Below are 23683 nucleotides of genomic sequence, written 5' to 3'. Positions count from 1 at the left end.
CCGTGAAACCCTATGCCATCGACTGCGTCTCCGTGGTCATCCCGGTGTACAACGAGCAGGACAGCCTGCCCGAACTGCTGCGCCGCACCGACGCCGCCTGCCACCAGCTCGGCCGCGCCTACGAAATCGTGCTGGTCGACGACGGCAGCCGCGACGGCTCCGCCGAGCTGCTCCAGGAAGCCGCCGAGGCGCCCGACAGCCACGTGCTGGCGGTCATCCTCAACCGCAACTATGGCCAGCACGCGGCGATCATGGCCGGCTTCGAGCAGTGCCGCGGCGACCTGGTGATCACCCTCGACGCCGACCTGCAGAACCCGCCGGAGGAAATCCCGCGGCTGGTCGAGCAGGCCGCCAGGGGCTACGACGTGGTCGGCACGGTGCGCGGCGACCGCCAGGACTCGGCCCTGCGCCGCTGGCCGTCGAAGCTGATCAACCTGGCCGTGCAGCGCTCCACCGGCGTGGCCATGAGCGACTACGGCTGCATGCTGCGCGCCTACCGCCGCGGCATCGTCAAGGCGATGCTGGCCTGCCGCGAGCGCAGCACCTTCATCCCCATCCTGGCCAACAGCTTCGCCCGCCACACCAGCGAGATCGTGGTCGGCCATGCCGAGCGCGAGCACGGCGAGTCGAAGTACGGCTTCCTGCGCCTGGTCAACCTGATGTTCGACCTGGTCACCTGCATGACCACCAGCCCGCTGCGCCTGCTCAGCCTGGTCGGCGCCGGCATGGCCCTGGCCGGGACGGCCTTCGGCGTCCTGCTGCTGGCGCTGCGCCTGCTGTTCGGCGCGGCCTGGGCCGGCGACGGCCTGTTCGTGCTGTTCGCCATCCTCTTCCTGTTCAGCGGCGTGCAGTTGGTCGGCATGGGCCTGCTCGGCGAGTACCTGGGCCGCATGTACAACGACGTGCGCGCCCGCCCGCGCTTCTTCATCGAGCGCGTGGCGCGCGGCGCGGCCCTGCCCACCGCCAGCACCGCGTCGATCTCCCCTACCCCTGCCGTCGAGTCCCTAGCCCAATGAGCGCCAAGACCCTCGTATTCGCCTACCACGACATCGGCTGCGCCGGCATCGAAGCCCTGCTGGCCGCCGGCTACCAGATCGACGCGGTGTTCACCCACGCCGACGACGCGCGGGAAAACCGCTTCTTCGGCTCGGTGGCGCAGCTGTGCGCGCAGCGCGGCATCCCGGTGCACGCCCCGGAGGACGTCAACCACCCGCTGTGGATCGCGCGCATCCGCGAGCTGCAGCCGCAGTTCATCTTCTCGTTCTACTACCGCCACCTGCTCGGCGAGGAACTGCTGGCCTGCGCCCGCCGCGGCGCCTTCAACCTGCACGGCTCGCTGCTGCCGCGCTACCGCGGCCGCGCCCCGGCCAACTGGGTGCTGGTCAACGGCGAAAGCGAGACCGGCGTGACCCTCCACCGCATGGTCAAGCGCCCCGACGCCGGCGCCATCATCGCCCAGCAGCGCGTGGCCATCGACGCCGAAGACACCGCCCTGAGCCTGCACGGCAAGCTGCGCGAAGCCGCCGGCGAACTGCTCGAGCGGCTGCTGCCGGCGATGCTCGAAGGCGACTTCGTCGAGCGCGAGCAGGACGAAAGCCAGGCCAGCTACTTCGGCCGCCGCACCCCCGCCGACGGCCAGCTCGACTGGCGCCGCCCGGCCAGCGAACTGCACAACCTGGTGCGCGCGGTGACGCAGCCCTACCCCGGCGCCTTCGCCCCGGTGGGCGAGCGCAAGCTGATCGTCTGGCAGTCGAAGGTGGTGCCCGGCAACCAGGGCCGCCCGGCCGGCGCCGTGCTCAGTGTGGAGCCGCTGCGCATCGCCTGCGGCGAAGACAGCCTGGAGATAGTCGCCGGCCAGCAGGGCGACGCCGGGCTGTTCCTCGCCGGCGCGCAACTGGCCCGCGAGATGGGCCTGGTGACCGGCTCGCGGCTGCACGCGGTGGGCAAGCCCCGGCGCAAGACGCGGGTGCTGATCCTCGGCGTCAACGGCTTCATCGGCAACCATCTCTCCGAGCGCCTGCTGCGCGACGGCAATTACGAGGTGTACGGCCTGGACATCGGTTCCGACGCCATCGAACGGCTGAAGAGCAACCAGGACTTCCACTTCGTCGAGGGCGACATCAGCATCCACACCGAGTGGATCGAGTACCACATCAAGAAGTGCGACGTAGTGCTGCCGCTGGTGGCCATCGCCACCCCCATCGAATACACCCGCAACCCGCTGCGCGTGTTCGAGCTGGACTTCGAGGAAAACCTCAAGCTGGTGCGCTACTGCGTGAAGTACGGCAAGCGGGTGATCTTCCCGTCCACCTCCGAGGTGTACGGCATGTGCAGCGACGCCAGCTTCGACGAGGACAGCTCCAACCTGGTGGTGGGCCCGATCAACAAGCAGCGCTGGATCTACTCGGTGTCCAAGCAGCTGCTCGACCGGGTGATCTGGGCCTACGGCCAGAAGGGCCTGCGCTTCACCCTGTTCCGCCCGTTCAACTGGATGGGCCCGCGCCTGGACCGCCTGGACTCGGCGCGCATCGGTAGTTCGCGGGCGATCACCCAGTTGATCCTGCACCTTGTGGAAGGCACGCCGATCCGCCTGGTCGACGGCGGCGCGCAGAAGCGCTGCTTCACCGACGTGGACGACGGCATCGAGGCCCTGGCGCGCATCGTCGACAACGACGGCGGGCGCTGCGACGGGCAGATCGTCAACATCGGCAACCCGGACAACGAGGCGAGCATCCGCGAGCTGGGCGAGGAACTGCTGCGCCAGTTCGAGACCCACCCGCTGCGCGCGCACTTCCCGCCCTTCGCCGGCTTCCGCGAGGTGGAGAGCCGCAGCTTCTACGGCGACGGCTACCAGGACGTGGCGCACCGCAAGCCGAGCATCGACAACGCCCGCCGCCTGCTGGACTGGGAGCCGAAGGTGCACATGCGCGAGACCATCGCCAAGACCCTCGACTTCTTCCTGCGCGAAGCCATCGCCGAGCAGCAGCAGGCCGGCAAGCTGAGGGTCGCCAGCTGATGCAGGCCGGGCTGCGCATCGACGTCGACACCTACCGCGGCACCCGCGACGGCGTGCCGCGGCTGCTGGAGCTGCTCGACGAGGCCGGGGTGAAGGCGACCTTCTTCTTCAGCGTCGGCCCGGACAACATGGGCCGCCACCTGTGGCGCCTGGCGCGGCCGCGCTTCCTGTGGAAGATGCTGCGCTCCAAAGCCGCCAGCCTGTATGGCTGGGACATCCTCCTGGCCGGCACCGCCTGGCCCGGCCGGCCCATCGGCCGCGACCTCGGCCCGCTGATGCGGCGCACCCTGGCCGCCGGCCACGAGGTCGGCCTACACGCCTGGGACCACCACGGCTGGCAGGCCAACGCCGGCCACTGGAGCGCCGAGCAGCTGCACCGGCAGATCGCCCTGGGCGTGGACAGCCTCAGCGACATCCTCGGCCAGCGCGTGGACTGCTCGGCGGTGGCCGGCTGGCGCGCCGACGAGCGCACCGTGCAGGCGAAAGAGGCCTTCGGCTTCCGCTACAACAGCGACTGCCGCGGCGCCTCGCCGTTCCGCCCGCGCCTGGCCGACGGCCGCCCGGGCACCCCGCAGGTGCCGGTGGACTTGCCGACCTTCGACGAGGTGGTGGGCCCGGACCTTTCCGCCGGCGCCTTCAACGACTTCATCATGGCCCGTTTCCGCCCGCGGGCGCTGAACGTCTACACCGTGCACGCCGAGGTGGAAGGCATCGTCATGGCCGACGCCTTCCGCGCGCTGCTGGGCCATGCCCGCGAGGGCGGCATCCGCTTCCGCCCCCTCGGCCAGTTGCTGCCGGCCGACCCGGCGACGCTGCCGCTGGGCGAGCTGCGCCGCGGCAGCCTGGCGGGCCGCGAAGGCTGGCTGGGCGTACAGCGATGAACCGGCGCTATAGCTTGCTGGCCGGGGCCGTGCTGCTCCTGTTCTTCCTCGTGCCGCTGGGCCTGCACGGCCTGTGGATACCCGACGAAGCGCGCTACGCGCAGGTCGCCCAGGACATGCTGCATGGCGGCGACTGGGTAGCGCCGCACTTCCTCGGCCTGCGCTACTTCGAGAAGCCCATCGCCGGCTACTGGCTGGTCGCCCTCGGCCAGGCGGCGTTCGGCGAGAACCTGTTCGGCGTGCGCTTCGCCTCTGTGCTGGTCAGCGCCTGCAGCACCCTGCTGGTGTGGCTGCTGGGCCGGCGGCTGTGGCCGCAGCCGGGCCGGGCGTGGATGGCCGCGCTGCTCTACGGCAGCTTCACATTGATCGCCGGGCAGGCCGGCTACGCCAACCTCGACCCGCAATTCACCCTGTGGGTGAATCTGAGCCTGTTCGCCCTGTGGTTCGCCTTCGAGGCCACCTCGCCCCGCGCCCGCCTCGGCGCCTGGGTGGCGCTGGGCGCGGCCTGCGCCATGGGCTTCATGACCAAGGGCTTCCTCGCCGGCCTGCTGCCGGTGCTGGTGGCGCTGCCCTACGCGCTGTGGCGCCGGCGCCTGCGCGAACTCTTCCTGCTCGGCCCGCTGGCGCTGCTGGTGGCGCTGCTGGCCAGCCTGCCCTGGGTGCTGGCGGTGCACCTGCGCGAGCCGGACTTCTGGCATTTCTTCTTCTGGCACGAGCACATCCAGCGCTTCGCCGGCAGCGACGCCCAGCACGCGCGGCCGTTCTGGTTCTTCGTGCCGCTGCTGTTCGCTTGCGCAGCGCCCTGGACGCTGCTGGTCCCCGCCGCCTTCCAGCGCGGCTGGCAGGCGCGCCGCGCGCCCCACGCGGTGTTCCTGCTGCTGTGGTTCGCCATGCCCTTCCTGTTCTTCAGCCTGGCCAGGGGCAAGCTGCCGACCTACATCATGCCCTGCTTCGCGCCCCTGGCCCTGCTGATGGCCGATGCCCTGGCCGGCGCCCTGGAGAGCGGGCGCCTGCGGGCGCTGCGCCTGAACGGCGCGCTGAACCTGCTGCTGGGCCTGCTCGGCCTGGCCGCGCTGGCATTCCTGCAGGCGAAGAAGGCGTTGTACCACCAGCAACTGCCGAGCCTGCTGCTGATCGGCCTGGTCTGCGCCCTCTGGGCCCTGTGCGGCGCCCTGCAGTGGCTGCGCCCGCAGCAACTGTGGGCCGCGCCGGCGCTGGCCGCCTGGTTGCTGGTGGCCGCGGCGCCGGCGGCGCTGCCCGAACGCATGGTCAACAGCAAGATGCCCGACCAGTTCATCGCCCAGCACCTGGAGGAACTGGCCGGCGCCCGCACCCTGCTGAGCAACGACCTGGGCAGCGCCTCGGCGCTGGCCTGGCGCACCGGGCGCAGCGAGGTGTTCCTGCTCAACACCGAGGGCGAGCTCAAGTACGGCCTCGGCTACCCCGACGCCCAGGGCCGCTCGCTGAGCCTGGAGGGCTTCCCCGCCTGGCTCGCCGATGCGCGCCGCAAGGGGCCGGTGGGCGTGATCCTGCGCATCAACAGCCCCGGCGACGAAGCCGAGCTGGCGCTGATGCCGCGGGATGTCACCAGCTACCGGGAAAACCACCTGGTCTTCCTACTGATCCCGCAGGCCGCGCCATGACCGCCCTGCTGCTCGCCGCCGTGTGCCAGCTCACCTGCCTCGGCCAGGTGGCGCAGAAGCTCGCCGTGGACGGCTGGGGCGAACGCAGCCTCGGCCTTGCGGGCAAGCTGCTGTCGCCCTGGCTGCTGCTGGCCATGGCCTGCCTGGGCGCTGCCCTGCTGCTCTGGCTGCTGCTGTTGCAGCGCCTGCCGGTGGGCCTGGCCTACCCGATGCTGAGCCTGAACTTTGTGCTGGTCACCCTGGCCGCGCGCCTGCTCTTCGGCGAAAGCGTCGATGCGCGCCACTGGCTGGGCATCCTGCTGATCGGCGCCGGCGTGGCGCTGCTGGGGGCGCAGGCATGAGCCGCATCACCGGTTTCGCCCTGGCCCTGGGCAGCGTGGCCCTGGTCAGTAGCGCCCAGCTGGGGATGCGCTGGGCCATGGTGCGCCTGCCCGAGCCGGCGCACTGGCTGCAAGCGCTGAGCACCTACCACCTGCCGCTGCTGGGCGTGCTCGCCGCCGCCGTGCTGGCCTACGCGCTGTCGCTGCTGTGCTGGCTGGGCGCCCTGCGCCAGCTGCCGCTGGGCCGCGCCTATTCGCTGCTGAGCATCAGCTACGCCCTGGTCTACCTGGGCGCCGCCGCGCTGCCCGGCTTCGGCGAACCGCTCAGCGCCCGCGGCGCCCTCGGCGTGGCCCTGGTGATCGCCGGCGTGCTGACCATCAACGCGCCGCGCGGCAAAAGAACCGTAACGAAGCACCGGCATGCTGGATCCAGCCAGGGCGGCAGCACGGCGGTGCGCTCGAATCACCCGTAACCACCAGGGACACAACCATGAAAATCAGCGTATTCGGGATCGGCTACGTCGGCCTGGTGCAGGCCGCGGTCATGGCCGAAGTGGGCCACGACGTGGTCTGCATGGACATCGACCAGGCCAAGGTCGCCAAGCTGCAGCGCGGCCAGGTGAGCATCTACGAACCCGGCCTGGCCGAGCTGGTGAAGGAGAACCTGGAAGCCGGCCGCCTGCGCTTCACCAGCGAGGTGGAAGTGGCCGCGGCCCACGGCCTGGTGCAGTTCATCGCCGTGGGCACGCCGCCGCGCGCCGACGGCTCGGCCGACCTGGGCGCGGTGTTCGCGGTGGCCGAGGGCATCGCCCTGCACCGCAAGGCGCCGGTGGTGATCGTCGAGAAGTCCACGGTGCCGGTGGGCACCGGCGACCTGGTCAAGGCGCACATCCACAAGGTGCTGAGCCAGCATGGCCGCAGCCTGGACTTCGATATCGTGTCCAACCCGGAATTCCTCAAGGAAGGCTCGGCCCTGGCCGACTGCCGCCGCCCCGACCGCATCGTCATCGGCTGCGAGCGGCCCGAGGTGCTGGACGTGATGCGCGAGATCTACGAGCCGTTCAACCGCAACCACGACCGCATCCTGTGCATGAACCTGCGCAGCGCGGAGCTGACCAAGTACGCCGCCAACTGCATGCTCGCCACCAAGATCAGCTTCATCAACCAGATCGCCGAGCTGGCCGAGCACCTGGGCGCCGACATCGAGGCGGTGCGCCAGGGCATGGGCGCCGACCCGCGCATCGGCTACCACTTCATCTACCCCGGCTGCGGCTACGGCGGCTCCTGCTTCCCCAAGGACGTCCAGGCCCTGATCCACAGCGCGGACGACGCCAGTTGCTCCAGCGACCTGCTGCGCGCGGTGGAGGCCATCAACCAGCGCCAGAAGCACAAGCTGTTCGAGCGCATCGCCGCCTACTTCGGCGGCAACCTCAAGGGCCGCACCTTCGCCCTCTGGGGCCTGTCGTTCAAGCCCAACACCGACGACATGCGCGACGCCCCCAGCCGCGCCCTGATGGAGGCGCTGTGGGCGGCCGGGGCCAAGGTCCGCGCCTTCGACCCCGAAGCCATGCCCGAGGCCCAGCGCCTGTATGGCCATGACGAACGCCTGACGCTGATGGGCACCCCCGAGGCAGCGCTGGGCGGCGCCGATGCCCTGGTGATCTGCACCGAGTGGCAGCAGTTCAAGGCCCCGGACTTCGAGCTGCTGGCCAGCCGCCTGAAGGCGCCGGTGATCTTCGATGGGCGCAACCTCTACGATCCGGAGCGGATGGCGCGCTATGGCTTCGAATACTTCGCCATGGGCCGGGGGGATTCGCACCGGCTGCCGGTGCCGGCGCAGGAGCAGCCGTTGCGGCGGAGTGCCTGAGGGGCGAGCGAGCTTGCTCGCGAACCGTGTTTCCCGGCGGCGCTGGTGCGTTGGATTGACTCCGCTCCCTCTCCCCAGCCCTCGGCTGCGCGCCCCGCCCTGAAGGGAGAGGGGGCTTGTCCGTGCCGAGAGAAGGCCTGGCGTCAGTCGGAAACTTCGTGCTAGCCGGCTGACTCCAGAACATCCAAGCACTCCGAACGGTCCCCTCTCCCTTCAGGGAGAGGGTTAGGGAGAGGGCGCTCTTGGAACTGGCACCGGTGCATTGCCCAACGGAATCACTCAGCAGCCCGCACAGGCACCCCCACCATCCCCTGCACCTCATCCCGCTTGAGCAGCGCATAAATCACCCCCGTCACCACACTCCCCACGACGATCGCCAGCAGATACGCCAGCGCATGATTCATCGCATTGGGAATCAGCAGCACGAACAACCCGCCATGGGGCGCCAGCAGCTTGCAGCCGAAGTACATCGACAGCGCCCCGGTCAGCGCGCCGCCCACCACGCTGGCCGGCAGCACCCGCAGCGGGTCCTTGGCGGCGAAGGGGATGGCGCCCTCGGAGATGAAGCACAGGCCCAGCACCAGCGCCGCCTTGCCGGCCTCGCGCTCGCTCTGGGCGAACTTGCGTCGGGCCAGCAGGGTGGCGAGGCCCATGCCGATCGGCGGCACCATGCCGGCGGCCATGGTCGCCGCCATCGGCGCGTAGCTCTGCGAGGCCAGCAGGCCCACGGAGAAGGCGTAGGCGGCCTTGTTGATCGGCCCGCCGAGGTCGACGCACATCATGCCGCCGAGCAGCAGGCCGAGGAGAATGGCGTTGGCCGTGCCCATGCCGGCCAGGAAATCGGTGAGCGCGCTCATCAGCCCGGCCACCGGCTGGCCCACCACATAGATCATCACCAGCCCGGTGAACAGGCTGCACAGCAACGGGATCAGCAGGATCGGCTTGAGCGCCTCCAGGCTCTGCGGCAACTTCAGCCACTGGCTCACCGCGCGCGCCGAGTAGCCGGCCAGCAGGCCCGCCACTATGCCGCCGAGGAAGCCGGCGCCCAGGCTGCTGGCCAGCAGGCCGCCGATCATCCCCGGCGCCAGGCCCGGGCGGTCGGCGATGGACCAGGCGATGTAGCCGGCGAGCATCGGCACCATCAGCTTGAAGGCGCTTTCGCCGCCGATCTGCATCAGCGCCGCAGCCAGGGTGCCCGGCTCCTTGAAGGCCTGGATGCCGAACACGAAGGACAGCGCGATCAGCAAGCCGCCGGCCACTACCATCGGCAGCATGAACGACACCCCGGTCAGCAGATGCTTGTACAGCCCACGCGCCTCGCCCTTGCCCGGCTTCTGCGCAGCGGCGGCGACGGTGCTTTCCGTGGCGCCTTCCTCCAGTGCCTTGCGCAAGGTCGCCTCGGGCTGCTTCAAGGACACGCCGGTGCCGCAGCGGAAGATGCGCTTGCCGGCGAAGCGTTCGGCGTTCACCTCGATGTCGGCCGCCAGCAGCACCACGTCGGCGGCGGCTATGTCCTCGGCCGACAGCGGGTTGCGCGCGCCCACCGAGCCCTGGGTTTCCACCCGCAGTTGCCAGCCCAGGCGCTCGGCGGCCTGCTGCAGCGCTTCGGCGGCCATGAAGGTGTGCGCTACACCGGTCGGGCACGCGGTCACCGCCACTACCCGCACCGCCTTGGTCTCAACTTTCAGCTCGGCGGTGCCTTGCCAGGGCTGCGCCTCGGCGGCGGCGCGTTGCAGAAAGGCCGCCGGCTCGGCCAGGGCCTCGGCCGGGCGCGCCTGGAACAGCGGCTTGCCGGCGAAGCGGGACAAGTCCAGCGGCTGGCTGCTGACCACCAGCACCAGGTCGGCCGCGCCGATCTGTTCGGCGCTCAGGCGCTGCTCGGGGCGCTGCGGCTCGTTGCTCTCGACGCACACCGACCAGCCCAGGCGTTCGGCGGCGGCGCGCAGCAGGCGCGCGCTGAGCAGGCTGGTGACCTGGCCGTTGGGGCAGGCAGTGATCAGGGCAAGGTTCATCGTCGTACCTCTTGTCATGGCTCCGCCCGGCGCGGCGGGCGGGCGGATCGATCCAGCGCGCGCACCGCCACCTGCGCCTGCAGGCGGGCCAGGCGCTCGCGGTCGGCGATGCCGAAGTCGAACTGGGTCACGGCCAGGGCGGCCACCGCGGTGGCCTCGCGCAGCACCTGCGCGGCGGGCCGGCCGGCGAGCAGGCCGTCGACCATGGCCGCCAGCAGCGAGTCGCCGGCGCCCACGGTGCTGGCCACCTCGACCTTCGGCGGCGTCGCCTGCCACAGCCCGTCCGGGCCGTACCAGCGCACGCCCTCGGCGCCCTCGGAAAGCACCAGGTGCTCGACACCGCCGGCGCGCAGGGCGCGGGCCTGGGCATCGATGCCGCCCTCGCCCACCGGGCCACAGGCCTCGGCCAGCTCCTCGGCGTTCGGCTTGACCAGCCAGGGCCTGGCCGCCAGCCCCTGGCGCAGGGCCTCGCCGCTGCTATCCAGGGCCACGCGCAGGCCCAGGCGCTTCAGGCGCAGCAGCAGCTCATGCAGCCACTGCGGCTGCACGCCGCGCGGCAGGCTGCCGGCCACCACCACCAGGTCCTGATCGGCGGCCAGTTCGTCCAGGCCCTCCAACAGACGCCGCTGGGCCTCGGCATGCACTTCCAGGCCGGGGCCGTTGAGGTCGGTGATGCGCCCGCTGCGCTCGGCCAGCTTGATGTTGCTGCGCGTCTCGCCCGGTACCCGGACGAAGGCGTCGCGGAAGCCGCGGCGGCGGAACAGCGCGTCGAAGGCCTCGGCATTGTCGGCGCCGAGGAAGCCGCCCACGCTCAGCTCATGGCCAAGGTCGGCGAGCACCTGGGCGACGTTCAGGCCCTTGCCGGCGGCCTGGGCCAGCACCGCCTCGCTGCGGTTCACCGCGCCCAGTTCCAGGCTCGGCAGGCGCACAGTGAGGTCCAGCGCCGGGTTCAGGGTGAGGGTGAGGATGCGGGCCATCAGCGCGCCTCCCCCAGGGCCCGCGCCACCAGGGCGCGGACCTCCGCCGCCGAGGCCAGGCCGAGGGCAGCGCCGGCCAGTTCGCGGGCCTGGCCCAGGTCCAGTTCGCGCACGCCCTGCTTCACCAGCGGGATGCTGCGCGCGGATACGCTCAGCTCGTCCACCGCCAGCCCCAGCAGGACCGGCAGCGCCTGGGCGTCGGCGGCCAGCTCGCCGCACACGCCCACCCACTTGCCGTGGGCATGGGCGGCGCGCACGGTCATGTCGATCAGTTGCAGCACCGCCGGGTGCAGGCCGTCGGCCTGGGCGGACAGCGTCGGGTGGCCGCGGTCGATGGCCAGGGCGTACTGCGTCAGGTCGTTGGTGCCAACGCTGAAGAAGTCCACCTCGCGCGCCAGCACCGGCGCCAGCAGCGCCGCCGAGGGCACCTCGACCATGATGCCCAGCTGCAGGTCGGCGCAGTCGTATTCCTCGCGCAGGGCCAGCGCCAGGTCGCGCGCCCGGCGCCATTCCTCGACCTGGCCGACCATCGGGAACATGATCCGCAGCGCCCGCCCGGCGGCGGCCTGCAGCAGGGCGCGCAGTTGCGTCTCGAAAATCTGCGGGCGCTGCAGCGTCAGGCGGATGCCGCGCACGCCCAGGTAGGGGTTGGCCTCGGCCGGGATCGGCCAGTACGGCAGCGGCTTGTCGCCGCCCACGTCCAGGGTGCGCACCACCAGCGGGCGGCCGTCGAGGGCGTCGAGCACGCGGCGGTACTCGGCTTCCTGGGCCGCCAGGTCCGGCGCGCGCGGGCTGTCGAGGAAGACGAACTCGCTGCGCAGCAGGCCCACGCCTTCGGCGCCCAGCTCCACGGCCTGAGCTGCGCCGGCGCTGTCGCCGAGGTTGGCACAGACTTCCACCGCATGGCCGTCGCGGGTGCGCGCCGGTTCATGCCGGCGCGCCTCGGCCAGGGCCTGGCGGCGCTGGTGTTCCTCACGCTGGCGCAGGGCCTGTTCCAGCACCTCGTCCGCAGGCGCCACCACGAAGCGGCCGCGCTCGCCGTCGAGCAGCAGCGGCGTGCCCGGCGGCAGCGTCAGCAGCCCTTCGCCGGCGCCGACCAGGGCGGGAATGCCCAGGGCGCGGGCGATGATGGCGCTATGCGAGGTGGCGCCGCCGCGCACGGTGAGGATGCCGGCCACGCGCTCGGGGTCCAGGCGAGCCACGTCGGAGGGGCCGACCTCGTCCATCACCAGGATGTACGGCTGCGCCGGCTCGGCAGGCAGGCTCACCCCGCACAGGCGCGCCAGCACCCGGCGGCCGAGGTCGCGCAGGTCCGCCGCGCGCTCGGCGAGCAGGGCGTCGCCGAGGGCCTCCTGCTGGCTGGCGGCCCGTTCGATCACCGCGTGCCAGGCCGCTTCGGCGCTGGCGCCGTCGGCCAGTTGCACGGCCACTTCGGCGCCCAGTTCGGGGTCGTCGAGCAGGGCCTGGTGGGTGACGAAGATGTCGCGCACCGCCTTGCTCCGGCTGTGCTCCACCAGGGCCTCGATCTCCGTGGCGATGGCGGCCTTGGCCTCGGCCAGGCGCTGCGCCTCGATCTCGGGGGATTCGCCGCGGGCCGGGAATTGGAAGGTCGGCTCCACCTGCAGGTGCGCCGGACCGCTGGCGATGCCCGGGGCCGCAGCGATGGCGCCCAGCCACTCGCCCCGGACCAGTTCGGGCAAGGGCGCTTCCGGCTCGGCCCGCGCCTCGGCCTCCACGGGCGCGTCCGCCAGCGGCAGGACTTCCTCGCCCAGGCCCTGCTCCACTGCCTCGCGCAGGGCCGGCAGCGCCACCTCGGCGATTGCCGGCTCGGCGAAGAACTCCAGCACCTGGCCACGCCGCGCGCCCAGGCTGAGCAGCTTGCTCAGGCTGCGGATGGATACCGGCGCCGCCTCGCTGTCGGCGATGCGCACGCGGATTTCGCCGTCGAAGTCGCGGGCCATCTGCATCAGCACCTGCGACGGCCGCGCATGCAGGCCATGGGGGTTGGCCAGGGGCACGCGCAGGCTCGGCCAGTCCACCGGCAGCTCGCCGCCCAGGGCCTCCAGCACGGCGCGCACCGAAGTCGCACGGGCCAGTTCGGCGCCACGGCCGTCCACCAGCAGGTCGCACAGGCGCTCCAGCACAACGCGCGCCGCATCGCCGCGCTCGGCCAGGCAGAACAGCCCGCGCAGGGGCTGGCCGGCGTGCTGCAGCTCGCGTTGCGGGGTGACGAAGGCCAGGCCGGGCCGGCTGACCTTCTCGCCGCCGCCCAGCCACCACAGGCCCTCACCCAGCGGCAGCGCCTCGCCCTGCTGCAGCGCGGCGAGGAAGCCGCTCTCCACGCAGCCGGCGGCCTTGAGCCGGCGCGCGGCGAGCAGCAGCAGTTCGTCGAAGTCTTCGGCGCCCTGCCCCAACGCCACCAGTTGCGCGTCCAGGGCCAGGGCCTGCGGGGCGCCGCTCAGGGCCTTCAGCAGTTGCTCGGCATCCCGCGCCTCGCGCAGCGCCGCGCCGGTGTCGCCCTCGCCCAGGGCGCGGGTCAGCAGTTGCAGCAGGTTCAGGTGCTCGTCCGAACGCGCGGCGATGCCGATGGCCAGGTAGACGAGCTGCCCGTCGCCCCAGTCCACCCCTTCGGGGAAGTGCAGCAGGCGCACGCCGGTACGGCGCACGAGGTCACGGGTCTGCGGGGTGCCGTGGGGGATGGCGATGCCCTGGCCGAGGTAGGTGGAGCCCTGGGCCTCGCGGGCCTTGAGCCCGGCGAGGTAGCCCGGCTCGACCAGGCCGTCGGCCTCCAGGGCCTGGCAGAGCAGTTCGAGGGCGGCCGGCTTGTCCGCGGCCCGCTGTTGCATGCGGACCTGCTGCGCGGTCAGTTCGAGCACATCGTTCTCCTCAGCGGCTGGCCCGGGAGGAAGGCCGGGCTGCCGAAACGGGGCGGTTATCCGCTTGTTGGGGTGAACAGCGAGGCTGTCCCTGGTGACCAGCATAGTGGCCGCAGGCAGGGGGACAGCCTTTGCTGAATCGTTTCACCTATTGAGACTGGCACGTTACCCGATAATGCGTGATCCTTGGAAGCCTCCAGTTGTCAGTCAGCAGTGCCGGGGTATGTGTTGAAACTCAGTGATATCGCCCGTCTGGCCGGGGTCTCGGTGACCACGGCCAGCTACGTCATCAACGGCAAGGCCGTGCAGCGGCGCATCAGCGCGGCCACCGTGGAGCGCGTGCGCGCGGTGATCGAAGCCCACGGCTACCACCCCGACCAGCAGGCCGCCAGCCTGCGCCGCGGGCAGACGCGCACCCTCGGCTTCATCCTCCCGGACCTGGAGAACCCCAGCTACGCGCGCATCGCCAAGCTGCTGGAACAGGGCGCCCGCGCCCGCGGCTACCAGTTGCTGATCGCCTGTTCCGACGACGAGCCGGAAAGCGAGCGCCAGGCCCTGAACCTGTTCCGCGCGCGGCGCTGCGACGCCCTGGTGGTGGCCAGCTGCCTGCCGGCCGACGACGACAGCCACCAGCTATTGCTGGACAAGGGCGTGCCGGTGATCGCCATCGACCGCCAGTTGGACCCACAGCGCTTCTGCTCGGTGGTCAGCGACGACCGCGATGCCGCCCAGCGCCTCACCGCCACCCTGCTGCAACCCGCGCCGCGGCACATCGCCCTGCTCGGCGCGCGCCCGGAGCTGATCATCAGCCAGGAACGCAGCGCCGGTTTCGAACAGGCCCTGCAGGGCTTTGGCGGCGAGCGCTTCATCGAACAGGGCGCCAGCTTCAGCCGCGAGTGCGGCCGCCAGTTGATGGAAGGCCTGCTGCAGCGCCTGGGCTACCTGCCGGACGCGCTGATCACCACCTCCTACGTGCTGCTCGAAGGCGTGTTCGACGTGTTCCAGGCGCTGTCCGGCGGCTGGCCGCGCGACCTGCGCCTGGGTACCTTCGGCGACACCCAGCTGCTCGACTTCGTGCCACTGAAGGTCAACGCCATTTCCCAGCAGCACGCGCTGATCGCCGCCCGCGCGCTGGACCTGGCCCTGGAGGCCGTGGAACACGAGCACTACCAGCCCGGCGTGCACCCCATCCCGCGCACCCTCAAGCTGCGCGCCGGGTGACCGCCATGCGCCTGGTCGACACCCACAACCACATCGACTTCCCGGACTTCGACGCCGACCGCGCCGCCCTGCTGCAACGCTGCGCCGGGCTCGGCGTGGAGCGCCAGGTGCTGCTGGGGGTGTTCCGCGAGAACTGGGAAAGGGTGCTGCAACTGGCAGAGGAAAACGATTCGCTCTATGCCGCCCTGGGCCTGCACCCGATCTACCTGGCGCAGCACCGCCCCGAACACCTGCGCGACCTGCGCGAGCACCTGCAACGCCTGGCCGGCCACCCGAAGCTGTGCGCGGTGGGCGAGATCGGCCTGGACTACTACCTCGAGGACCTGGACCGCGAGGCGCAGCAGGCGCTGTTCGAAGAACAGCTGCGCATCGCCATCGACTGCGAACTGCCGGTGCTGCTCCACGTGCGCCGCGCCCACGCCGCGATGATCGCCACCCTCAAGCGCTTCCGCCCGCCGCGCCGCGGCATCGTCCACGCCTTCGCCGGCAGCCGCGAGGAAGCCCGCGAGTACATCAAGCTGGGCTTCCGCCTGGGCCTGGGCGGCGCGCCCACCTGGCCCCAGGCCAACCGCCTGCGCAAGACGGTGGCGGAACTGCCGCTGGAGTCGATCGTGCTGGAAACCGACGCCCCGGACATGGCCCCGGCGATGTTCCCCGGCCAGCGCAACAGCCCGGAGCACCTGCCGGCGATCTGCGAGGCGCTGGCGGAGCTGCGAGGGGTGAGTGCGGAGGAGTTGGCGGAGGCTAGTACGCGGAATGCGAGGGAGGTGTTTGGGTGGGGGGTTGGGTAGCTGGAGCGGTGGCAGGTTCGGCTTTGGAGTGGTGTTGATGTCCGCAACCCTCTCCCCAGCCCTCTCCCTGAAGGGAGAGGGAGCTTGTCCGTGCCAGCTGCAAGCATGGCATCAGCCGGAGACTCCAGTGTTCCCAGCTGACTCCGTACTACCCGTTTCTGCCCAACGGTCCCCTCTCCCTTCAGGGAGAGAGTTAGGGAGAGGGCGCTCTTGGGAGCCGCACCGAACCTCACCGACAGAACGCCATTCGCGAGCAAGCTCGCTCCTACGACAAACACTCTCTTCCACCGACAACCCGCCACCCGCGAGACGGGGAAGCATCCTTGCGCTCGCGCGGATGCCGGGCTGCTGGTGAACCCCCTTAGACCCTGAAGGCGCCGATCAGCCGCTTCAGCTCCACCACCTGTTCGGACAGCTCGCGGCTGGCGCGTTCGGTCTCGTTCGCGCCCAGGGCGGTGCGCTCGCCGGCCTGGTTGATCTGCACGATGTTCTGGTCGATGTCGTGGGCCACCGTGGTCTGCTGCTCGGCGGCGGCGGCGATCTGCTGGTTCTGGTCGACGATCATGCCCACCGCGCCGAGGATGTTGTCCAGCGCCTGCTGCACCTGCGCCGACTGGCTGACGGTGCCGTCGGCGGTCTGGTGGCTGCTGCCCATGGCCTTCACCGCGGCGCCCACGCCACTCTGCAGGCGCGAGATCATCTGCTCGATCTCCTCGGTGGACTGCTGGGTGCGCTTGGCCAGGGTGCGCACCTCGTCGGCCACCACCGCGAAGCCCCTGCCCTGCTCGCCGGCCCGCGCCGCTTCGATGGCGGCGTTGAGCGCCAGCAGGTTGGTCTGCTCGGCGATGCCCTTGATCACGTCCAGCACGCGGCTGATGGAGGCGCTGTCGGCAGCCAGTTGGTTGATCACTTCCACCGACTGGTCGATCTCCGCGGCCAGGCGCTGGATGCTGCCCACCTGGGATTCCACCAGGTCGCGGCCGCTGACCGTCTCCTGGTTCACGCTCTGCGCGCTGCCCACCGCGGCGGCGGCGCTGCGCGCCACTTCCTGGGCCGTGGCGGCCATCTGGTTCATCGCCGTGGCCACCTGCTCGATCTGGTCGCGCTGGCCGGCCACCGCCTGGTTGCTCTGCGCCGACACCACTTCCACGCGACCGGTCTGCCGCTCCACCTCGGCCACGGTGCGGCCCACCTGCTCGATCAGGTCGTGCACGCGGCGCACCGTCTCGTTGAAGGCCTGGCCCAGCTCGCCCAGTTCGTCGCGGCTCTGCGCCTGGTAGTTGACCGTCATGTCGCCGGCGGCGACGCGTTCCATGGTCGCGCCCAGGCTCTTGAGCGTGGAGCGGGTGGACACGTAGAAACCGCCGTAGAGGTAGACGATGGCGAGGAACACCACCAGCAGCGCCACCACCAGCAGGACCATCTGCGCCTGCTTGCCGGTCAGGCGCTGCTCCAGCTGGCCGCCGAGGTAGCCGAGCACCTTGTCGTCGAGCTGGTAGGTCTTGTCCATGCCCTGGCTGACCTGGTCGTAGAACTGCGCCCAGGGCAGGTCGAGGGAGTCGGCCATCACCACCTTGTCCTCGATCAGCTTGCCCAGGCTCTTGAGCGTCTCGCGGCTGGCCTCGGCCTCGCCGGCCAGCGCCTGCTGCGCCGCGCTGCTGGCACCCAGCGCCTCCTGCAGCTTCAGGGCGTATTCGGCGTGGAGCTTCTCCAGGTCCTGCAGCAGGTCGTCGAGCTTGCCGCTGGTGGAGGAATTGAGGAACCCCTGGCCCAGCGCCGCGGTGCCCAGCACGCGGCCGCGGCTGATGGTCTCGGTGACCGCCGGGGTGACGCTGCTGATCAGGTCGGCCATCTGCCGCACTTCGGCGCTGTCGTCCTGGCTCAGCCCGGACTGCGTGGCCAGCAGCTTGTTGAAGATCTGCACGTTGCTCAGCAGGCGCATGGCCATGCCGGCCTTGCTCTGCATCGAACCTTCGGTCTCCACGGCCTTGAGGGCGGCGAGCAGCTCGTCGCGCTTGGCGGTGAAGGCGGCCACCTGCTCGCTGTCCCGCGCCACCGGCTGCAGCGCCGAAAGCGCCGTGTTCAGGCGCTGCTGCAACTGGCCGATGCGGCTGTCCAGGTCGCCGGTGGTGCGCGTCTGGCCGATGCCGATGTTGATCTGCAGGAGGTCGTTGTAGGCCTCGACGTCGCGGCGGATCTGCATGCCCGAGGCGATCAGCTGCAGGCTCTGCAGCTCGGCGCGGGTGCTGACGAACTGGCGGTAGGAATCGCGCACCAGGTAGAAGTTGGTCACCAGCATCGGCAGGAAGAAGAGCACGCTGATGAGGCTGAACTTCATGCCGAAGCTCAGGCGGTTCATCAGTGCGATAGCTGGATAGAGCACGGTCTTCACGTAAGACGTCTCCTGTTCCCGTTGTTGTTCTTGTGTGGGATGGCCGAAGCGGGCGGTGAGCCCGCGCTTGGCGCAGGCTCCTGTGTACCCGATATCGGCGGGACGTTCTGTAACTTAAGGTTAAAACGCCATCAGTGGCGACGTGCGGTACTCAGAGGAAAATCGCGCACAGGGCGAAGGCCGCGTACCAGAGCACCGCCGTGCGCACCAGCAGCTGCCAGAGCGCATCCAGGCTGGCTACCCCGGCCGGGCCGGGAGTGGCGTCGCACAGGTCCTCGCCGACGCAGGCGGCCTGGGCCAGCAGGCGCGCCGCCGGGTAGTCCCAGGCCAGCAGGTGGTGCAGCAGCACCCGGGCCACGGCGACGAAGTTGCCGACGAAGGCGAAGCTCAGCGCCAGGGCCCGCGCCGGCAGCCAGTCGAAGGCGTGGCGCAGCAGCGCGGCCCGCTCGCCCAGGCCCGAGCCCCGGCCCAGGTGCACCTCGGTCAGCGACAGCAGGCGATAGGCCAGGGCCGCCGCCGGGCCCAGCAGGGCGTACCAGAAGATCACCGCGAAGAAGCCCTGGAAGGCCTGCCACACCAGCATGCCCTGGACCTGGGCGAACAGCTCGGCATCGGAATCGGCCTGCACGCCCAGATCGCGCTCGGCGACGTGGTAGGCGCCCTGCAGGTCCTCGCGGCGCCAGGCGTCGCGGAACGGCCCCATGGCCTGGTGCACGTCGCCGCGGCCCAGGCTCCAGATCAGCACCAGCAGGTGCACCGGCAGCGCCAGCAGGCCGTAGGCCAGCGGCTGCAGCAAGGTCAGGACCAGCGCCAGCACCAGCAAGGGCCCGAGCAGGGCCACCAGCAGCGCCAGCCAGGGCCGCGCCGCCACGCCCGGCAGCCCCTGCACCAGGCCCAGCCAGGCGAGCCAGGCGCCATCCCTCTGCAGGCGCGCGCGCCAGCCGGAGAATTTCTCTACCAGCAGGGCCAGCAGCAGTACCAGGAAACTCATGTCGACTCCTTGCAGAGGGCGGCGAGGAAACGCTGCCAGTCGAAAGCCGGGCCGGGATCGGTCTTGCGCCCCGGGGCGATGTCGCTGTGGCCCTGGATGCGCTCAGGGGTGATGGCCGGGTAGGCCCGCAGCAACTGCCGGCCCAACTCCGCCAGGGCGGCATATTGCGCATCGCTGTAGGGCTCGTCGTCGGTGCCTTCCAGCTCGATGCCGATGGAGAAGTCGTTGCAGTTCTCCCGGCCGTCGAAGCGCGACACGCCGGCATGCCAGGCGCGGTCGTTGCAGGAGACGAACTGGAACACGCTGCCATCGCGCTCGATGAGGAAGTGCGCGGACACCGTCATCTGCGCGATGTCGGCGAAATAGGGGTGCTCGTCGGCATCCAGGCGGTTCTGGAAGAAGCACTGCACCTTGCCGGTGCCGAACTGCCCGGGCGGCAGGCTGATGTTGTGGATCACCAGCAGGGAGACCACCTCCCCCTCCGGGCGGGCGTTGAAATTGGGCGAAGGACAGTGGCTGACGCCCTGGCACCAGCCGCTGCGGGGATCGAACTGCATAGGGGCTCCTTGATTGGGCCCACTCTAAAGCAGCTGGCGGCGGAAGAGAACGGCCGCTGCGATGCGGGAGCGAGAGTCTTGCCGACTGCGCCAAAGCGCTTTTCGTAGGAGCGAGCTTGCTCGCGAACCGTGCTTCCCGGGGGCGCTGGTGCGTTGGGTTGACTCCGTTCCCTCACCCCAGCCCTCTCCCAGAGGGAGAGGGGGCTTGTCCGTGCCGAGAGAAGGCCTGGCCTCAGCCGGTAGCCGCCGTGCCAGCCGGCTGACTCAGGAACACCAGCGTCTGCCGAACAGCCCCCTCTCCCAGAGGGAGAGGGGGCTTGTCCGTACCGAGAGAAGGCCTGGCCTCAGCCGGTAGTCGCCGTGCCAGCCGGCTGACTCAGGAACACCAGCGTCTGCCGAACAGCCCCCTCTCCCAGAGGGAGAGGGAGCTTGTCCGTGCAGAGAGAAGGCCTGGCCTCAGCCGGTAGCCGCCGTGCCAGCCGGCTGACTCAGGAACACCAGCGTCTGCCGAACGGTCCCCTCTCCCTCCGGGAGAGGGTTAGGGTGAGGGGGCCGCAGGCCTGCTCGCTCGATCCCAAGTCGTAGGGCGTACAACCGTTCGCGGTTATACGCCGCAGCCCGGCATCCCCTGTAGGAGCGGGCCCTGCCCGCGATTCGCGCGCAGGGCGCGCTCCTACACAGTCCCCAGGAGGCGGCTGGCTCAGCCGTTCTTCAACCGCCGCAGGTTGCCGATCACCGACTCCAACGCCCGGTCGAACAGCAGCGCGTCATCCAGCAGCCGCACGGCGTTGCGGCGGAATTCCACGGCCAGGCCCATGCGGGTCTTTTCCAGCACCTTCATGCCGGTGCGGTTGACGAAGATGTAGCGGCCGGTCGGCTTGATCACCGCGGCCAGCTTGCAACGCAGCTTGTGCTCGGAATCCTCGAGGATTTCCACCCAACTGCCGACGCGCAACTCGTCAACCTTGCGCAGCGACTCGTCGTCGTCCGCCAGCAGTTCTTCCGGCTCAGGCACGCGCTCCTCGCCGGGCGTCGCCAGGACGATTTCCTCCACCACGGCGACCATTTCCGGCTGGCCGCTAGCCTGGGCCGCAGGCGCCTCGACAGCGTCGTCGAGCAGCGGAATGCCATCGAGCAGGTCGTCGTCGGCCGCCGCTTCCTGCGCCTGCTTGAAGCGCTGGAAGGCCTGCACGTGCAGGCTCTCCAGACGGCTGAAGAACTCGCCGGTGGAGAACGGATCGAAGGCCGCGCTGGTCAGGCCCTCGCGCAGCGACTTGAGCAGTTGCGGCACCATTTCCAGCAGGCGCGTGCGGGACTCCGGGTCCTCGTGAGGCTCGACGCTCCAGATCAGGTCGTCCATGGTCGCCACGGCGTCGCGCCAGGGTTGCGAGTCGCTACCGTGCTTCAGGCAGGTCAGCAGCAGCACCTTGCTCCAGGCCTCGCGCAGCAGGCGCACCACCACTTCGGGCAGGGTGCGGCCGAACAGCCGCTGGTTGAGCACCTGCGCCACCTCGCGCCGGGCCGCGTCGGCGCGGGCTCGGCCTTCCTCGGCGTCGCGGGTGCGTTGTTCGAGCAGTTCGCTGCGGCGGCGTTCATCACCGGTGAAGGCGATGAAATCTTCCAGCAGCACGCCGAAGATCGCCGTGTCGTCGACGAAGTCGTTCAGCAGGCGCATCACCACCTGCTCGATCTTCTGGTACAGGCTGTCGCGCTGCAGGTCGGTCTGTTCCGCCCAGCCGAGCGCCGCCGAGGCGATCTCGTTGAGCAGGCGCCGGGCGGGGTGGTTGCCGCGGCTGAAGAAGGTCTTGTCCAGCACCGCGACCTTGAGCATGGGGATCTGCATGCGGCCGATCAGGGCCTTGAGCGAATCCGGCAGGTTGCGGTCGTCGAGGATGAACTCGAAGAGCATGGAAACCAGGTTGATCACGTCCTCGTCGACCTGCCCCACCACCCGCGAGCGCCCGCTCTTGTGGCTGACGCGGGTGAGCAGGTGGTCCAGGTGGTGGCGCACGTCCACCTCGTCCATGCCCTGGGCCGGCAGGTGGTCCTGCAGGTGCGAGAGCAGGCGCATCAGGTCGTTGCTGGAAATCGGCACCGCGTCGGCGGGCACCTGGCGGCGCGCGGCCAGGCTGCCGCGGACCTGGGACATCAGCTCCTGCAGCGCGCCGAAGGCCTCCTGGCTGTCGGCATCCAGGTAGGCGCCGGAAGCGGCGGCCTGGGCGGCGGCACCGGCGTAGCCGGCGCTGGCCGGGGCCTCGGCGGCGGGACGCGGCGGGCGGCGCACAGGGGCGGACTTCAGCTCCGGCAGCACGCCATGGGCGACGAGAATCTCGTTGGCCTCGGCATACAGTTGCTCGAGCTCGGCAAGCACGTACTTCTCGAACAGCTTGAGGACGATCAGCTTGACCTTGATCTCCACGCCCAGGCCCTGGCAGGCCTCGAGGAAGGCCTCGCACAGCGGGCGCGGGCCGAGCGGGTTGGTCTTGTCCTCGACCTTGTTGCTGACCAGGGTGTTCAGGCGCGTGGTCAGGTGGCCCAGGGCCAGGCCGTCGCGGCTGAGCACCTTGCCGACCATGGCGTCCATCGCCACGGTCTCTTCCAGCTCGTCGTTCTGCACCAGCGACAGGTTGTCGAAGGAGACGGCGTCCAGCTGCGGCGCCTTGCCGATCTGGTACTGGTTGAGGTTGGCGAAGCCCTCGAAGAACTTCTGCACGAAGCCGCGCTCGATGCCCTTGCGCTTCAGGCGCAGGTCGCGCATGGCCTCGAAGAAGGCGCTCTGCTCGGCGTTGCTGGTGGCGCGGTCGGCCATCTCGAAGAGGGTGTCGTCGGCATTGTCGAACAGCACCTGCAAGGCCTGGCGCAGCTGCACCGAAGCCTTGTCGCGGACGTTGACCAGCGCCGCGGGCAAACGCCCGGGGATAGCAGTCGGCGACTGGCCCTGGGCCGCCTTGCTCAGCGGCACTACGTTCGCGTCGTTCTGCATCGCTAGTCTCCTGCCGCCGGGCCTACCAAAGGCCCGATGACACCAATCGGGTAAGCGTCGTTCGGAATGTCAATCGACTGACGTCAAAATAAGAATATTCTTAGTCATTATAGAGAAGCGCCTATGACAACCAAGACCCTTAGAAGGCATTCTTGATGAAATTCACACAAGAACAGCCACCGTTCGTCCGACTCCCGCCGGCCGCCGCGGATGCACACGGCGGCCGCCGCGCCCCGTATAATCCCGCCACCGCGAATCAGGAGTCCGCCATGCCGAACCTCACCCTTGCCGACCTTTCCGGGGAAATCCAGGCCAACGTCCGCGCCGCCCTGGCCGAAGACATCGGCAGCGGCGACATCACCGCGCAGCTGATCCCCGCCGAGCGCGAGGCCCAGGCCCGCGTCATCACCCGCGAGGACGCCACCGTCGCAGGCACAGCCTGGGTCGACGAGGTATTCCGGCAGATCGACCCGCGCGTGCAGGTGCAATGGCAGGTGCGCGACGGCGAGCGGGTCAGCGCCGACCAGACGCTGTTCAGCCTGCAGGGCCCGGCCCGCGCGCTGCTCAGCGGCGAGCGCAGCGCGCTGAACTTCCTCCAGCTGCTGTCCGGCACCGCCACCCGCGCGCGCCACTACGCCGACCTGGTGGAAGGCACCGGCGTCAAGCTGCTGGACACCCGCAAGACCCTGCCCGGCCTGCGCCTGGCGCAGAAGTACGCGATCACCTGCGGCGGCTGCCACAACCACCGCATCGGCCTGTACGACGCCTTCCTGATCAAGGAAAACCACATCGCCGCCTGCGGCGGCATCGCCCAGGCCATCGCCGAGGCCCGGCGCATCGCCCCGGGCAAGCCGGTGGAAATCGAGGTGGAAGACCTGGACGAACTGAATCAGGCCCTGGCCGCCGGCGCCGACATCATCATGCTCGACGAACTGAGCCTGGAAGACATGCGCACCGCCGTGCGAGTGACCGCCGGCCGCGCCAAGCTGGAGGCCTCCGGCGGAATCAACGAAAGCACCCTGCGCGGCATCGCCGAAACCGGCGTGGACTACATCTCCATCGGCACCCTGACCAAGGACGTCAAGGCGCTGGACCTGTCGATGCGGTTGAGTCTGTAACGGCGCGGCGGGTCAGATCAGCTCCACCAGAAGGGAAT

The 23683-nt window shown here is 70.2% G+C and carries 17 protein-coding genes; 10 read left to right on the top strand and 7 right to left on the bottom strand.

The genetic code is table 11. The features are described from left to right. The first annotated feature begins 2 nt into the window (after nucleotides 1-2). From arnC to PcP3B5_RS05360, 7 genes are read left to right on the top strand one after another with little or no spacing between them, the layout of a single operon-like run. Nucleotides 3-1016 carry an undecaprenyl-phosphate 4-deoxy-4-formamido-L-arabinose transferase gene (arnC, locus tag PcP3B5_RS05390; RefSeq protein ID WP_043272305.1) on the top strand — a complete coding sequence of 338 codons (1014 nt, stop codon included), beginning with the start codon at nucleotides 3-5 and terminating at the stop codon, nucleotides 1014-1016. Continuing rightward, on the top strand, nucleotides 1013-3016 hold the full coding sequence (gene arnA, locus PcP3B5_RS05385) for a bifunctional UDP-4-amino-4-deoxy-L-arabinose formyltransferase/UDP-glucuronic acid oxidase ArnA (protein WP_061560740.1): 2004 nt from the start codon (nucleotides 1013-1015) through the stop codon (nucleotides 3014-3016). The genes arnC and arnA overlap by 4 nt, the downstream gene beginning before the upstream one ends. Beyond that, entirely contained in the window at nucleotides 3013-3897 is an 885-nt protein-coding gene (arnD, locus tag PcP3B5_RS05380; RefSeq protein ID WP_162493539.1) for a 4-deoxy-4-formamido-L-arabinose-phosphoundecaprenol deformylase, read from the top strand. Before arnA ends, arnD begins: the two co-directional genes overlap by 4 nt. Further along, nucleotides 3894-5540, top strand: a complete 1647-nt coding sequence (arnT, locus tag PcP3B5_RS05375) for a lipid IV(A) 4-amino-4-deoxy-L-arabinosyltransferase (RefSeq protein ID WP_061560738.1) — start codon at nucleotides 3894-3896, stop codon at nucleotides 5538-5540. The genes arnD and arnT overlap by 4 nt, the downstream gene beginning before the upstream one ends. Then, nucleotides 5537-5881 (top strand): 4-amino-4-deoxy-L-arabinose-phosphoundecaprenol flippase subunit ArnE, encoded by a 345-nt coding sequence (arnE, locus tag PcP3B5_RS05370; protein WP_061560737.1) that lies wholly within the window; start codon nucleotides 5537-5539, stop codon nucleotides 5879-5881. Before arnT ends, arnE begins: the two co-directional genes overlap by 4 nt. Further along, nucleotides 5878-6333: a 4-amino-4-deoxy-L-arabinose-phosphoundecaprenol flippase subunit ArnF gene (arnF, locus tag PcP3B5_RS05365; protein ID WP_043272300.1), complete on the top strand. Its 456-nt coding sequence runs from the start codon at nucleotides 5878-5880 to the stop codon at nucleotides 6331-6333. Before arnE ends, arnF begins: the two co-directional genes overlap by 4 nt. A 17-nt stretch (nucleotides 6334-6350) precedes the next feature. After that, nucleotides 6351-7727, top strand: coding sequence for a UDP-glucose dehydrogenase family protein (locus PcP3B5_RS05360; protein ID WP_058488561.1), 1377 nt, complete (start codon nucleotides 6351-6353; stop codon nucleotides 7725-7727). Nucleotides 7728-8002: 275 nt separating this feature from the next. Here PcP3B5_RS05360 and PcP3B5_RS05355 read toward each other — a convergent pair whose 3' ends face one another. Genes PcP3B5_RS05355 through ptsP form a run of 3 tightly spaced genes read right to left on the bottom strand, consistent with a single transcriptional unit; the run spans nucleotide 8003 to nucleotide 13592 of the window. Further along, the gene (locus PcP3B5_RS05355; protein ID WP_061560736.1) at nucleotides 8003-9739 is read right to left on the bottom strand and encodes a PTS fructose-like transporter subunit IIB; all 1737 of its coding nucleotides are present in this window, start codon (nucleotides 9737-9739) and stop codon (nucleotides 8003-8005) included. A 14-nt stretch (nucleotides 9740-9753) separates the two neighbouring features. Then, nucleotides 9754-10716, bottom strand: a complete 963-nt coding sequence (pfkB, locus tag PcP3B5_RS05350) for a 1-phosphofructokinase (protein ID WP_061560735.1) — start codon at nucleotides 10714-10716, stop codon at nucleotides 9754-9756. Continuing rightward, nucleotides 10716-13592, bottom strand: a complete 2877-nt coding sequence (gene ptsP, locus PcP3B5_RS05345; RefSeq protein ID WP_061560734.1) for a phosphoenolpyruvate--protein phosphotransferase — start codon at nucleotides 13590-13592, stop codon at nucleotides 10716-10718. Before ptsP ends, pfkB begins: the two co-directional genes overlap by 1 nt. A 228-nt stretch (nucleotides 13593-13820) precedes the next feature. Between ptsP and cra the strand changes: the two genes are divergently transcribed. Then, a complete protein-coding gene (gene cra / locus PcP3B5_RS05340) occupies nucleotides 13821-14813 on the top strand; it encodes a catabolite repressor/activator (RefSeq protein ID WP_061560733.1) in 993 nt (330 codons plus the stop codon). A gap of 5 nt (nucleotides 14814-14818) precedes the next feature. Next, entirely contained in the window at nucleotides 14819-15604 is a 786-nt protein-coding gene (locus tag PcP3B5_RS05335; protein WP_061560732.1) for a TatD family hydrolase, read from the top strand. Between the two features lie 361 nt (nucleotides 15605-15965). Here PcP3B5_RS05335 and PcP3B5_RS32510 read toward each other — a convergent pair whose 3' ends face one another. The 4 genes from PcP3B5_RS32510 to PcP3B5_RS05315 all read right to left on the bottom strand — a co-directional run bounded on the left by PcP3B5_RS32510 (nucleotide 15966) and on the right by PcP3B5_RS05315 (nucleotide 22527). Further along, a complete protein-coding gene (locus PcP3B5_RS32510; protein WP_370311529.1) occupies nucleotides 15966-16670 on the bottom strand; it encodes a methyl-accepting chemotaxis protein in 705 nt (234 codons plus the stop codon). Between the two features lie 1477 nt (nucleotides 16671-18147). After that, on the bottom strand, nucleotides 18148-18987 hold the full coding sequence (gene ampE, locus PcP3B5_RS05325; protein WP_009617658.1) for a regulatory signaling modulator protein AmpE: 840 nt from the start codon (nucleotides 18985-18987) through the stop codon (nucleotides 18148-18150). Beyond that, nucleotides 18984-19544, bottom strand: coding sequence for a 1,6-anhydro-N-acetylmuramyl-L-alanine amidase AmpD (ampD, locus tag PcP3B5_RS05320; protein WP_043318097.1), 561 nt, complete (start codon nucleotides 19542-19544; stop codon nucleotides 18984-18986). The genes ampE and ampD overlap by 4 nt, the downstream gene beginning before the upstream one ends. 700 nt (nucleotides 19545-20244) lie before the next feature. Beyond that, nucleotides 20245-22527 carry a DUF1631 domain-containing protein gene (locus PcP3B5_RS05315; protein WP_061560730.1) on the bottom strand — a complete coding sequence of 761 codons (2283 nt, stop codon included), beginning with the start codon at nucleotides 22525-22527 and terminating at the stop codon, nucleotides 20245-20247. Nucleotides 22528-22796: 269 nt separating this feature from the next. Here PcP3B5_RS05315 and nadC point away from each other — a divergent pair, with 269 nt between their 5' ends. After that, on the top strand, nucleotides 22797-23645 hold the full coding sequence (gene nadC / locus PcP3B5_RS05310) for a carboxylating nicotinate-nucleotide diphosphorylase (protein WP_061560729.1): 849 nt from the start codon (nucleotides 22797-22799) through the stop codon (nucleotides 23643-23645). Nucleotides 23646-23683 lie beyond the last annotated feature (38 nt).

This window comes from Pseudomonas citronellolis (genome assembly GCF_001586155.1).
Taxonomy (GTDB): domain Bacteria; phylum Pseudomonadota; class Gammaproteobacteria; order Pseudomonadales; family Pseudomonadaceae; genus Pseudomonas; species Pseudomonas citronellolis.
This window is presented reverse-complemented; position numbering and strand designations above follow the sequence as displayed.

What these genes read in the sequence shown, in the direction of transcription:
- arnA (WP_061560740.1), top strand. Translation starts at nt 1,013, where the DNA reads ATGAGCGCCAAGACCCTCGTATTCGCCTACCACGACATCGGCTGCGCC.
- arnT (WP_061560738.1), top strand. Translation starts at nt 3,894, where the DNA reads ATGAACCGGCGCTATAGCTTGCTGGCCGGGGCCGTGCTGCTCCTGTTC.
- arnE (WP_061560737.1), top strand. Translation starts at nt 5,537, where the DNA reads ATGACCGCCCTGCTGCTCGCCGCCGTGTGCCAGCTCACCTGCCTCGGC.
- arnF (WP_043272300.1), top strand. Translation starts at nt 5,878, where the DNA reads ATGAGCCGCATCACCGGTTTCGCCCTGGCCCTGGGCAGCGTGGCCCTG.
- PcP3B5_RS05360 (WP_058488561.1), top strand. Translation starts at nt 6,351, where the DNA reads ATGAAAATCAGCGTATTCGGGATCGGCTACGTCGGCCTGGTGCAGGCC.
- PcP3B5_RS05355 (WP_061560736.1), bottom strand. Translation starts at nt 9,739, where the DNA reads ATGAACCTTGCCCTGATCACTGCCTGCCCCAACGGCCAGGTCACCAGC.
- pfkB (WP_061560735.1), bottom strand. Translation starts at nt 10,716, where the DNA reads ATGGCCCGCATCCTCACCCTCACCCTGAACCCGGCGCTGGACCTCACT.
- PcP3B5_RS05335 (WP_061560732.1), top strand. Translation starts at nt 14,819, where the DNA reads ATGCGCCTGGTCGACACCCACAACCACATCGACTTCCCGGACTTCGAC.
- PcP3B5_RS32510 (WP_370311529.1), bottom strand. Translation starts at nt 16,670, where the DNA reads ATGGCCGCCACGGCCCAGGAAGTGGCGCGCAGCGCCGCCGCCGCGGTG.
- ampE (WP_009617658.1), bottom strand. Translation starts at nt 18,987, where the DNA reads ATGAGTTTCCTGGTACTGCTGCTGGCCCTGCTGGTAGAGAAATTCTCC.
- ampD (WP_043318097.1), bottom strand. Translation starts at nt 19,544, where the DNA reads ATGCAGTTCGATCCCCGCAGCGGCTGGTGCCAGGGCGTCAGCCACTGT.
- PcP3B5_RS05315 (WP_061560730.1), bottom strand. Translation starts at nt 22,527, where the DNA reads ATGCAGAACGACGCGAACGTAGTGCCGCTGAGCAAGGCGGCCCAGGGC.
- nadC (WP_061560729.1), top strand. Translation starts at nt 22,797, where the DNA reads ATGCCGAACCTCACCCTTGCCGACCTTTCCGGGGAAATCCAGGCCAAC.